The sequence below is a fragment of the Sphingobacterium sp. IITKGP-BTPF85 genome, from assembly GCF_001006065.1.
GTDB lineage: Bacteria > Bacteroidota > Bacteroidia > Sphingobacteriales > Sphingobacteriaceae > Sphingobacterium > Sphingobacterium anhuiense.
Window position 1 is genome coordinate 1 of sequence record NZ_ASZT02000161.1, and the last position, 11,273, is coordinate 11,273.

The 11,273-nt window shown below is 36.9% G+C and carries 14 protein-coding genes; 5 read left to right on the forward strand and 9 right to left on the reverse strand.

Features of this window, described 5'->3' with window-relative positions; genetic code table 11:
• Positions 1–173 precede the first annotated feature (173 nt).
• From L950_RS36855 to L950_RS34325, 4 genes are all read left to right on the forward strand, one after another.
• Positions 174–482, forward strand: a complete 309-nt coding sequence (locus L950_RS36855; protein ID WP_316930729.1) for a MetQ/NlpA family ABC transporter substrate-binding protein — start codon at positions 174–176, stop codon at positions 480–482.
• A gap of 73 nt (positions 483–555) precedes the next feature.
• Entirely contained in the window at positions 556–834 is a 279-nt protein-coding gene (locus L950_RS36860) for a MetQ/NlpA family ABC transporter substrate-binding protein (protein WP_316930730.1), read from the forward strand.
• A gap of 93 nt (positions 835–927) precedes the next feature.
• Complete coding sequence (locus L950_RS21700; protein ID WP_231577768.1) at positions 928–1,791, forward strand: MFS transporter; 864 nt, start codon at positions 928–930, stop codon at positions 1,789–1,791.
• Positions 1,785–2,117 carry an MFS transporter gene (locus tag L950_RS34325; protein ID WP_231577769.1) on the forward strand — a complete coding sequence of 111 codons (333 nt, stop codon included), beginning with the start codon at positions 1,785–1,787 and terminating at the stop codon, positions 2,115–2,117. Before L950_RS21700 ends, L950_RS34325 begins: the two co-directional genes overlap by 7 nt.
• A 67-nt stretch (positions 2,118–2,184) precedes the next feature.
• Here the strand turns inward: L950_RS34325 and L950_RS21705 are convergent, their stop codons facing one another.
• From L950_RS21705 to L950_RS21735, 7 genes are all read right to left on the reverse strand, one after another.
• Positions 2,185–3,132 carry an MBL fold metallo-hydrolase gene (locus L950_RS21705; protein ID WP_021189216.1) on the reverse strand — a complete coding sequence of 316 codons (948 nt, stop codon included), beginning with the start codon at positions 3,130–3,132 and terminating at the stop codon, positions 2,185–2,187.
• A gap of 6 nt (positions 3,133–3,138) precedes the next feature.
• A complete protein-coding gene (gene coaE, locus L950_RS21710) occupies positions 3,139–3,720 on the reverse strand; it encodes a dephospho-CoA kinase (RefSeq protein ID WP_031287811.1) in 582 nt (193 codons plus the stop codon).
• Between the two features lie 72 nt (positions 3,721–3,792).
• Positions 3,793–4,671: a hypothetical protein gene (locus tag L950_RS21715; protein ID WP_231577770.1), complete on the reverse strand. Its 879-nt coding sequence runs from the start codon at positions 4,669–4,671 to the stop codon at positions 3,793–3,795.
• A 120-nt stretch (positions 4,672–4,791) separates the two neighbouring features.
• Entirely contained in the window at positions 4,792–5,103 is a 312-nt protein-coding gene (gene yajC, locus L950_RS21720; protein ID WP_021189218.1) for a preprotein translocase subunit YajC, read from the reverse strand.
• Between the two features lie 21 nt (positions 5,104–5,124).
• Positions 5,125–5,583, reverse strand: coding sequence for a DUF1573 domain-containing protein (locus L950_RS21725; protein WP_231577771.1), 459 nt, complete (start codon positions 5,581–5,583; stop codon positions 5,125–5,127).
• A 19-nt stretch (positions 5,584–5,602) separates the two neighbouring features.
• Positions 5,603–6,550 (reverse strand): transcription antitermination factor NusB, encoded by a 948-nt coding sequence (gene nusB, locus L950_RS21730; RefSeq protein ID WP_021189220.1) that lies wholly within the window; start codon positions 6,548–6,550, stop codon positions 5,603–5,605.
• A gap of 56 nt (positions 6,551–6,606) precedes the next feature.
• The gene (locus tag L950_RS21735) at positions 6,607–7,680 is read right to left on the reverse strand and encodes a Glu/Leu/Phe/Val family dehydrogenase (RefSeq protein WP_031287814.1); all 1,074 of its coding nucleotides are present in this window, start codon (positions 7,678–7,680) and stop codon (positions 6,607–6,609) included.
• 172 nt (positions 7,681–7,852) lie between these two features.
• Between L950_RS21735 and L950_RS21740 the strand changes: the two genes are divergently transcribed.
• Positions 7,853–9,628: an ABC transporter ATP-binding protein gene (locus tag L950_RS21740; protein ID WP_021189222.1), complete on the forward strand. Its 1,776-nt coding sequence runs from the start codon at positions 7,853–7,855 to the stop codon at positions 9,626–9,628.
• A 138-nt stretch (positions 9,629–9,766) separates the two neighbouring features.
• Here L950_RS21740 and L950_RS21745 read toward each other — a convergent pair whose 3' ends face one another.
• Positions 9,767–10,558, reverse strand: coding sequence for a zinc-dependent peptidase (locus L950_RS21745; protein WP_021189223.1), 792 nt, complete (start codon positions 10,556–10,558; stop codon positions 9,767–9,769).
• A 6-nt stretch (positions 10,559–10,564) separates the two neighbouring features.
• Positions 10,565–11,273 (reverse strand): hypothetical protein (locus tag L950_RS21750; protein ID WP_231577772.1); only part of this gene is annotated, 709 nt, incomplete at its 5' end.

The window sequence follows — 11,273 nt, forward strand, 5'->3', positions numbered from 1 at the left end:
AATCATCGTTAACATCTATTTTAAAAAACTATGAGATTACATTCTAAAATTTGCGTTGTAGCATTGGCTCTATTTGGCTTAACAGCTTGTAACGGAAAAAAACAGATTCAAAAGTCCTTAAAGTAGGAATTGTCGCCGGTCCAGAGCAAGACATTGCTGAAGAGGCAAAAAAGGTGGCAAAAGAAAAATTTAATCTTGACGTCGAGCTTGTAACTTTTAACGATTATGTAGTCCCTAATGAAGCGTTGAACCAAGGTGATATTGATGTTAATTCATTTCAGCACCTTCCTTATCTTCAAGAACAATCGAGACAGCGCGGATATAAATTAGCCGCAGTCGCCAATACCTTTGTCTTTCCTATAGTTGCTTATTCTAAAAAAATAAAGTCAATCAATGAATTACAGCCAGGAGCAACTATTGTCATTCCTAATGACCCAACGAATGGGGCAGATCGCTGTTGTTACTTCAAAAAGAAGGATTAATAAAATTAAAAGATGATGTAGCCTTCTGCCAAAAAAGACAGATATCATAGAAAATCCGAAGAGATTAAATATTATGGAGCTTGAAGCTCCCCAATTACCACGGGTTTTAGATGACAAAGAGGTTATCATTGCTATTATTAACAATACTTTTGCTGCTCAGGCTGGTTTAGACCCTGAAAAAGAAGGTTTATTTGCTGAAGACAAAGAATCACCTTATGTGAATCTAATTGTATCGCGAGAGGATAATAGAAATGATGAGCGTATCAAACAATTTATAGAAGCTTATCAATCACCGGAAGTAGAAGCCATCGCTAAAAAAGTTTTCAAAGGCGGAGCGATCAAAGGGTGGTAATCAACTTTAATTGATTAACGATAAAAGCCAATATTCTGATGCAGAATATTGGCTTTTATTTTTTATCCCCTTTAGGTTTGCTTCCTTTGCAGCATGTTATCCAAATCTTTACAAAAAGCGGCGCAGGACTACCGCTTTCAGATTGCTAGCTATGCCATTCTAACCTTCTACGGTTACTTCACCATTGGTCTTTCGTTAGCAGTCCTTCCTATATTCATCCATGAAACTTTGGGATTCAATACCATAATCGCTGGTGCAGTAATTGGCTCACAATATATTATGACCTTTTTTATGCGTGCTTATGCCGGGACAATTGTGGATAAAAATGGGCCTAAGCCTGCTATCATCATCAGTATGATCTGCTTTATCCTTACAGGGATACTTTTATGGGCTGCATTCTCCAATAGCTCATCTCCGCTTCTTGCTTTAAGTTTGTTGGCTGTCTCCCGATTACTTACTGGCTGTGGAGAAGGAATGGTCGGTGCCAGTCCGATCAACTGGGCAATCTTACGTGTTGGAGAACAACATACCAGTACCGCAATTTCATACAACGGAATCTTCAATTACAGCTCAATGGCCATAGGAGCTCCGCTAGGCGTCTTAATGTCGTTGCACCTAGGCAATTGGTCTATCGCACTTTTAACTACCTTGGTCGGGCTTATTGGTCTTATTACAACCATTAATAAAAAAGCACTGTATGCTATATCGAAAGAGGTTCGGAATTCGTTTGTTTCGGTTCTCAAATCTGTTGCTCCTTTTGGGACAGGACTCGCATTGGCGGGTATAGGTTTTGGAACGATATCAACCTTCATTACCCTGTACTATAATTATAAAGGTTGGGAGAATGCTGCAATTTGTATCACCTGCTTCAGTACAATGTTTGTTTTAGGTCGATTTGTCCTCACGGGAAGCATTAATAAAATTGGAGGCGTCAAAATAGCCTCTACTCCATGTTGATCGAAAGTGTTGGTTTATTATTAATCTCCTTTGCCCCTACACCTTTTGTAACCATCATCGGTGCGGCTATTACAGGATTGGGATTTTCAATGGTTTTTCCAGCGTTAGGAGTAGAAGCTGTAAAAAGTGCTTCGAGCGCAAACAAAGGTGCGGCCTTGGGCGCATATGGTTTGTTTATTGATATTTCACTAGGCATCTCCGGTCCACTTGTAGGATTGGTGGCAAAGCAATTTGGCATGAATTATATATTTCCTTTTAGTTTAATTCTCGTATTATCTGGAGTTGTTGTCTGCATTTTTCTACAAAAATCAAAAAGAAATTCTTAGCAAAATTTTAGCATTTATATAAATAAAATTTTTATATAAATGCTATTAAATAGTTGACAATAAGATATTAATAAATATCACGAACATCGAGATTACCTTCAAAATGCTGTTTTAATATTCGGCCATCTCCATGCAGTGTCCAGACCTCCTGTGGTTTTACCGCTTGAATAAAATACAAAATGTCATTCCAGTCCACATGATCGGATATGAAGAGCGAAAGATCATTATGTTGCTGCAACCTCTTCCATCCGGATGCAAAAGCACGGACAACGTTGGTGGCACGAATATAACTATTGAATGTCATAGGTGGTACCATATAAACCTTATTAGGTTCGCCCACTTTCATCTCCCGTCGATTATACTGCTCGTACACCAGCTTTTTAGGCCCCAGATCATCATAAATACGGTGAAGTGGCAGTATCCCGTGATGAACCAGTACTCTTCGATCAGGGCAATGTTTATTAATCAGATCGGTCAACCGCTGTGCCTTCCCAAGTGCATATGTTCCTAAGAGAATATTAAAAGGTTGCTCGTTTAGTTTTTTTATTTCCGCAATGGGATCAGGATGGATAACATCTGGATCGGCAAAAGTACATTCTGTAATCAGTACATCTGCTTGTACAATCTCTATAGGCTCGCAGGTTTCATCTTCCTGCAATTTGTAATCTCCAGTATATAGATACCTCACCCCCTTGTACTCCATCAAAATTTGAGCAGATCCTAAAATATGTCCTGCTGGAATAAAGGTTAATTCAACTTGGCCAATGTGAAAACTACTTTTAAAATCTATTTTTCGGTAGCTTAATAGTGGCTGCTGCGCATAGCGATAATGCATAATAGCGCCTGTAACAGCTGTGCAGTAAATAATACCGTGACCGGGTCTTGCATGATCTCCATGACCGTGAGAGACAACATCTACCGGCACGGGTAACATTGCGTCAATATAGAAGTCACCATATTGACAATAATATCCTTCTGGTCTTCGAACCAGAAAGTCTGATAATATATTTAACATAAAAATTTATTTCTGAAATTGATGGTGCAATGCCATCACTTGTGGAATTATTGGGGTAATGCCGTCATTGATAATGACAAAATCCGCTAATTTAGTCTTTTCTTCGTCAGACATCTGATTATTCATCCGCGCAAGGACTTGCTCTCTAGTAACCTGATCGCGCTCCATTACTCTAGCAATGCGTATTTCTATCGGAGCTGTAACCAAAATACTGTAATCAACTTTTTTATAAGAGCCGCTTTCAAACAAGATAGATGCTTCTTTTAACGAATATGGAGCTGTCTGTGCATCAGCCCAATCCTCCGCTGCCTGAATGACTGCCGGATGAACGATGCGATTTAATTGCGCAAGCTTAGCAGCATCGTTAAAAACCTGAGCTGCGAGAAACGCTCGGTTTAACACGCCATTACTGTAGGCTTCATCACCGAATTCCTGCATCACTGCCAATCGCACTTGATCACTCTTATTCATGATCAATTTTGCTTCTAGATCCGCATTGTAAACGGGAATACCTAAAACCTTAAAAACATGGCATATGATTGTTTTTCCTGAACCGATACCGCCAGCTATTCCTACTTTTATTCCCATATTACTTCCGTACAAAAAAATCAACATTCTGAGGTTCTATTCTCAGAACAGAACAAAAATCAGGAACTTTAGTCAAAATAACTGGTAAATATTTGACTTTTGCTTCTTCCCAATCATTGATATCAACAACTGCTTCAAAATCCCGGGCAGTATAATTATTATAATCTTTACAGACATCAGAACCGTAATTGCAACCTTACTAGGCATCGTTCTTACCGACTTAAAATGTGTGTTATTTTCAACCTTTAAAGGTAGTTCTATAATTTTCTCCGTCAATTCGCCTACTGGCATCAGTACTTCAACTGAAGTTGGATACACATTGATGTTCGCCCTTTGATTCTTATTAAGATAGGCTACTGTTCTTAAATCTGTTGATACATCTTTTCCTCTGATTGTATCTGTTTCCCAATATTCAATGTTCGCCACATCCTCATAAGGACCAGAAATTGTCACATATTTGGGATTCACGAGCGTCTCCCCTATAAAACCATATTGCTTTCTAAATTGAATATCTGCCATTGCTTTTACAGGCACTTTACGCTGTGTCTGTTTTGAAAAATCAAAATAAAGGGTATCAGGACTTACGGAAACCACTAGCTGTTCATGTGGGAACTGACGATTAATGAAACCGATCTGATTGGAGAAAACGATCCAATTTTTATTTTTTAAACCGCTGATATCAACATGCACCGTCGGAATTTGCGATTTTACTTTTGAAAACAACACCTGCCAGCCGGTCATCTTTAACTTAATATTGACAGTATCCGATTGTTGCGGATGAAAAGCACGCTTTTCTGGCAAATTTACATATTCAATTCCTGCCTTAACAGTAATAACATATTCATTTGAGATGGAAAATAACAGCCAGGCAAATAAAGAAATAAGAACACACCGCGTGAATGTGATTAATTTCCTTTTTTGTGATTTACTGATACGAATAATATTTGCCATACTACAAACTTAAACATTTTGTATTTCATATCCTGATGAAATATAGGGCAATTTGAATGTGATTAAATAAGAAGGCCGATCTTATTTTAGTAAGATCGGCCTTCTGGAATTTCTGTTGTGTTATGCTTTTGCATTCAATGCCTTAGAAGCATCTAAAGCTACTGCTGATTTGTCAAAACGAATTTTAACACCAGAACCCACATCAACTAAAAACGTTGTTTCTGAAACTTCAACAATACGACCATGAATACCCGCATTTGTTACAATTTGAGAATTAACACCTAATTCTTCAATGTATTTCTTATGATCTTTTTGTTTCTTCATCTGAGGTCTAATCATAAAGAAATAAAAAACAACCACGATAAGAATCATCGGTAAAAAGCTCATTAAACTACTTCCTGAGCCCGCTGCCTGTAAAAAAACTGTGTTCATATGTATCTTTGTTATATTTTATTATTTAGCTGCCAATACTTCACCTTTCAGCTGAACTGTCGTCAACCCATTTGAAGCATTAGAGTGTATGGTAATAATTTTCTGCTGCTTACCCACCTGACCCTCACTTTTGAAAGTGACCTTTATATCTGAGGTCTTACCTGGAAGAACTGGACTTTTTGAAAACTCAGGTTGTGTACATCCACAAGAAGCTCTAACTTCTGAAATAATTAAAGGTGCATTTCCTGTATTTTTCAGCGTAAAAGTATGTGTAACCTCAGCTCCCTCTTTGATCTGTCCAAAGTCAAATGCAGGCTCTGCAAATTCGATAGTACCGATTGCACCAGCTGCAGCTTCTGTATTTACAGATGTATCTGCTGTTGCATTTACGGAATCTGAACTTGTATTTTCGCTCTTGTTACTGGTACCACATGAACTTAAAGTCCAGATACCGAATGCTAAAAGCAGTGAATAGTTCATTTTTTTCATATCAATATTTTTAATTATTCAATCCACGACCTTGTTTTTGAATACGGCCATCTTGATTTAAATCACTTAAAATTTTATCTAAAATACCATTAATAAAGGTATTACTCTTCAGTGTACTGAATACTTTTGAGATTTCAATATACTCATTAATTGTAACCTTTACCGGAATAGAAGGGAAATTCACCAATTCGCAAATAGCCATGCGCATTAATAAAGTATCGATTAATGCAATACGATCTGATTCCCAATTTTTTGTTTTCTCGGTAATCATTTTTTGATATTCATTTGTATATCGGATTGTTTTTGCAATCAGATTTAAGATGAAATCTTTATCATCGTACCAGTTCTGCGTAAGCTCTGCCAGTTTATTTTGTCTCGGTTCTTCTGAACTGAAGTTTTTAAATGTTTTGGCAATTAATGCTTGTAAAACTTCCTTATCGACCGTCCAGTTGATAAACTTCTCTTCAAAAACCTGTTCAATAACAGGGGACTTTAAAATAATTTTTTTGAAGATAAACTTAATAATATCTTTTTCCACTGCAATCGAACGATCTGATGACTGCATATAATATGCATAATCTTCAGAATGCTTCAATTGAGCGAATACTGTACGAACGATTTCAGGATCAAAGTTCCAAGAAACACCGTATTTCTTTACTCCTTCTGCGTACTGCGGATTTTGTCTTAAAGACTCGATAAAAGTATTGCTACTTAGTTTGGTGTTGTGCGATAAATCTTTTTCTGTTGGCAAAAACTTATTTGCACGACCTTCTGCATCTATCAATGCATAATCGGCCACTTCATCCAGGAGATTTAAAGTCCAAATGTACATTTCGTACACTTCATCCACATTTTGCAATAATGCCTTTTCAAAGGCTTTGATATCTTTATCTTCAGATAAACTGTACGCATAAAGCGTCTGCACTACTTTGACCCTTAGGTGTCTTCTATTTAACATAGTATTTTAAAGAACGATTTGTATGTAAGAACGATTGTTTTGTTTGTTTGTTTTCTCTATCTTTTGAGTTTTCGAATGTCAAAGATACGTTTTTCTGCGATTTGATTAGCAGCTTGGAACGAAGAAATATTTTCTTGTTTTGATTTTTGTAATACTTCGCGTGTTGCGTTGTATATATTTTTAATGACAAACTCGGTATGATCAGCGCCATAGCCCTGTATTTCGGAATAACAACTAACCAATGCTCCTGCATTAATTAAATAGTCCGGTGCATATAAAATACCTCTTTCATGCAGGATGTTGCTCGTAACCAATTCATCCTTCAATTGGTTATTTGCTGCACCAGCAATAATTTTACATTGCATTTTTGCGGCAGTTTCTGGATTAACAGTCCCCCCTAATGCACAAGGTGCATAAACATCACAGTCAAAATCAAAAACTTTATCGAAAGCAATGGTTTCAACTTTGTATTTTGCTGCTGTTTTCAACATCCGGTCTTCCGTAATATCACTTACATATACGCGCGAATTTTCATCACGTAACATTTCGATCAAACGCTCACCAACACTTCCTATACCATGCACGATAACTTTACGTCCCGCTAAACTGTCTGAACCGTATAGTTCTTTTAAGGAAGCTTTAATACCATAGAGTACGCCTTGTGCCGCAAAGACTGAAGTATCACCCCCGCCATTGATCGCTTTAGGCAAGCCTGCCACATGTGAAGTTTCTGTAAAAATATGTTCCAAATCGCGTTGACCGATACCTACATCGATCGAAGCGATGAAATTACCATTTAGGCCCTCAATAAATTGTCCTAAGCGTCTCAGCAAAACCTCAGATTTATCTATACGATGATTACCGATGATCACGGCACTACCACCACCTAGATTAAGGCCCGTGATTGCTGATTTGTAAGTTATTGCTCTAGAAAGACGAAGAGCATCTTCGATAGCTTCTTCTGTACTGGAATATGGCAACATGCGGACACCGCCTATTGCTGGACCTAATGTAGTGTCATGAATCGCAACTATTGCTTTCAAACCAACTACTTCATCATTACAAAAAAACAAATTCTGGTGACCAAATTGTCCCAATAATTCGAAAATTGGAGTTTGAGATGCTGACATAAAATTCTGCTTCAAGTTTTATTTATGGTAATTTGGGAACAAAAGTAGAAAATATATTTCACACTAAATTTTTCTTTCAAAATAAATACAAAACTTATGAACTGTTTGTGACAGTATAAGTTCGTAAAATAGAAAATTAAATGCCGAATAAGTTTTACATTTGTATTATCATATGAAAGAGTTAACTTATTTAAATAAATATTTTTACAAATATCGCTGGAAGCTTGTTCCTGGGGTAATTTTTGTTATAATTTCCAATTATTTCGGTATCCTTCCTGCAAAAGTAATTCGAGAAGCTTTTGATCTGGTACAAGAGAATATCTATTTATATAAACTCTACCACGGATTTGAAAGACAAGAATTGATTTATAAAGTTTTTGGATCTAGTTTGCTATTTTTCGGTGGGGTAGTTTTATTACTGTCTCTGCTTCGTGGTATTTTCTTGTTTATGATGCGCCAGACAATCATTCTGACATCTCGCCATATTGAGTATGATTTAAAAAATGAAATCTACAGACATTATCAAAAACTAGATTTTGCTTTTTTTAGAAGAAATAACACGGGAGATCTTATGAGTAGGGCTACGGAAGATGTCAACCAGGTCAGAAATTACCTCGGCCCTGCTATTATGTATGCCATCAATACCGTTGTCTTATCGATCATGGTGATTTATGCTATGTATGATGTTAATGCCCGTCTAGCGACATATGCACTTATCCCTATCCCTATTCTTTCTGCTGTTATTTTATTTGTAAATAAGATCATCAATAAAAGAAGTGAGAAAATTCAAAAGCAACTGGCACGTTTAGCGTCTTTTGTTCAAGAAAACTTTGCAGGTATCAGAGTCATTAAAACATACAACAGAGAAAAATATAAAATGGATTCTTTTGAAGAAGAGAGTACCATCTATCGGAATACGGCTTTATCACTTGTCAAAGTACAGGCAGTCTTCTTTCCGCTAATTCTATTATTAATTGGTTTAAGCACCATAATAACCATTTATGTGGGTGGTTTGGAAGTTGCAAAAGGTACCATCACTGCGGGAAATATTGCTGAGTTTATCATTTATGTCAACCAATTGACTTTCCCTGCTATGTCTTTAGCTTGGGTAACTTCACTGGTACAGCGCGCCTCAGCATCGCAAAAACGGATCAACGAATTTTTAAATACCGAGTCTCCTATTATTAACGGCGAAATTAAAAAAGTACTTACAGGAGATCTAAAGGTTGAAAACATTTCATTCACCTATCCTGAAACGGGGATTCAAGCGATCAAGGATTTATCGTTTCATATTCCTGCAGGGAAAACACTGGCGATCATTGGTAAAACGGGATCGGGTAAATCGACTTTAGCGAATTTACTGCTTCGTATGTTTGATATCGACAAGGGGGCCATCAAATATGACGACACTGCTATCACAAAGCTAGATTTTCAGGATCTAAGGCAACAAACAGGCTTTGTGCCTCAGGAGGTTTTTCTATTTTCAGATACGATCAGTAACAATATCGCATTTGGTCTAGACCACTTTACACAGGAGCAAGTCGAGCAGGCAGCGAAAGATGCCGCAGTCTATGAAAATATAATGGGATTTGATCAAGGTTTTGAAACTTCGGTTGGGGAACGTGGAATCACGCTTTCTGGAGGACAAAAGCAACGTGTCTCCATCGCGCGGGTTTTAATTAAAGAACCTAAGATCTTGATTTTTGATGACTGTCTGTCTGCCGTAGATACCAAAACGGAAGAACAGATATTGACTTCCCTAAGCCGTATTATGAAAGGAAAGACATGTGTGTTTATAGCGCATCGTGTATCGACAATAAAAAATGCCGATAAAATCATTGTGTTGGATCAGGGAAGAATTGCGGAAGAAGGCTCTCATGATGAACTTATGAACTTAAAAGGACAATATTTTGAACTACATGAAAAACAACTTTTAGAAGCGATATAGGTTTTAATAAAGATCGCTTAATAAGACAATAAAAAGCTCTTCATCATATGGAAGAGCTTTTTTTTCAAGTCTATTCTTTACTTAAGAGATAACCATACATTTATTGAATAGTAATCCCCTAACAACCAGGCAACATGATTAAGCAGGACTCAGGTCTTGCTGAAATGCCATACTTAATGCTTTGTAAAGCTCTGGATGATGATTTTTAAGCCGTTCAGGGTTTTCAAAAAAGTATTCGGAAGCAACGGCAAAAAACTCCGCCCGATTTGTAATGCCATACGGATTGATATCAGATTTACCTTCCTGAATTTTTAAAATTTCTTTACGAATCATTTCTAACCAGGCTAGACTATACGTATGATCTATCAAAAATTGCGGTAATCCATCGACTTCACCATCCGTTTTATCCAACAGGTGGACAAACTCATGAATGGCTGTGTTTTGGCCGTCCTTTGTATTTGAGAAACCAGCTTCAAGAGCCTCTTTTGATAAAATCATCTGACCGTTCATGGACCCCTCGCCTACCATTCCTAAAATATTGCGCCCCTGACTGCCTTCGAACTGGTAATCTTGATTAAAAGTATTGGGATAAAGCAGTACAGTTGTTAAATTTGCATATTTCCAATTTTTAAAAGCGAAAACAGGTATTATAGCACTTGCCGCTACTAACATATAATCTTTTAAAGAAACTTCAACACCAATTCCTTCTACAGATACATGATCTAAAAAATGTAAGCAGCGCTTTTCAAATTCAATTTTATCCGCTTCGTTCAAATTTCGATAGTACTGTACTTCTTTCAAAAGAATATCTTTTCCCTCTTTACTCAGAACACGCCTGATGGCTTTGCTATTTTTCTCCGTTTTATTTAAAAGGTAATACACGAGATATATAACAGCGGGTACCAAAATAACAATAAACAATTTCTCCATATTTTCTTATTTTACATTTATCCAATCCGGGTTACGCTCTTTCAAATATTTGAGAAAGCCTTTGTAATGCGCGGCCCCAAACATAATTAGAATTTTCTTTTGTGAAGCATCCGCCACCAAAGCTGCTAAATTTTGTTCTCTTTTTTTCATTATAAATTCCCGGTCGAAAATATTTCTAAACTCTGCTTTTATAGGTTTACAAGTATAAGGCTCATTTAAAGGAGTTTTCAAGTCACATGAATCAAGAATAATATCACCATAGCTGTATTCAAATTCGTCCAAAAGTTCATTTTTGGGAATATCTGCAATAACTGCTGTATTATAATCAACTTTAAAAAACGAATATTGGGGCTGTTGGATGATTCTACTTCCGAGATTTTTATAAAGTGGAGCCATTAATACTTTTGTTGTATCGGAAGTTTTTTCATAGACTTTGGTACTACCTATTACGTGTCCTACTAATTTTCGAAACTTTCGATCATATACATCTCTTTGTTGGGCACTATCCACTTGGTAGGCAATACTTTCATAAAATACAACAAACCCTTGATTTTGTAATGAGTCGACCATTCGCTGAATATAATCGTAATAATTACGTTTACCTAAATGCCGCATGGGAATGTAAATCAGCCTTCCACGTTCAGGCCATTTTAAGTATGTGTCCGCGATGCATTTTGTAAAACTCCAGTCGATTTGTACCATAAGGGATTCGGCA

Coding starts and splice junctions, on each gene's coding strand:
- L950_RS21745 (WP_021189223.1), bottom strand. CDS start 10,558: ATGGAGAAATTGTTTATTGTTATTTTGGTACCCGCTGTTATATATCTC.
- L950_RS21715 (WP_231577770.1), bottom strand. CDS start 4,671: ATGGCAAATATTATTCGTATCAGTAAATCACAAAAAAGGAAATTAATC.
- L950_RS34325 (WP_231577769.1), top strand. CDS start 1,785: ATGTTGATCGAAAGTGTTGGTTTATTATTAATCTCCTTTGCCCCTACA.
- L950_RS21705 (WP_021189216.1), bottom strand. CDS start 3,132: ATGTTAAATATATTATCAGACTTTCTGGTTCGAAGACCAGAAGGATAT.
- L950_RS21725 (WP_231577771.1), bottom strand. CDS start 5,583: ATGAACTATTCACTGCTTTTAGCATTCGGTATCTGGACTTTAAGTTCA.
- yajC (WP_021189218.1), bottom strand. CDS start 5,103: ATGAACACAGTTTTTTTACAGGCAGCGGGCTCAGGAAGTAGTTTAATG.
- L950_RS21735 (WP_031287814.1), bottom strand. CDS start 7,680: ATGTCAGCATCTCAAACTCCAATTTTCGAATTATTGGGACAATTTGGT.
- L950_RS21700 (WP_231577768.1), top strand. CDS start 928: ATGTTATCCAAATCTTTACAAAAAGCGGCGCAGGACTACCGCTTTCAG.
- L950_RS21740 (WP_021189222.1), top strand. CDS start 7,853: ATGAAAGAGTTAACTTATTTAAATAAATATTTTTACAAATATCGCTGG.
- L950_RS36860 (WP_316930730.1), top strand. CDS start 556: ATGGAGCTTGAAGCTCCCCAATTACCACGGGTTTTAGATGACAAAGAG.
- coaE (WP_031287811.1), bottom strand. CDS start 3,720: ATGGGAATAAAAGTAGGAATAGCTGGCGGTATCGGTTCAGGAAAAACA.
- nusB (WP_021189220.1), bottom strand. CDS start 6,550: ATGTTAAATAGAAGACACCTAAGGGTCAAAGTAGTGCAGACGCTTTAT.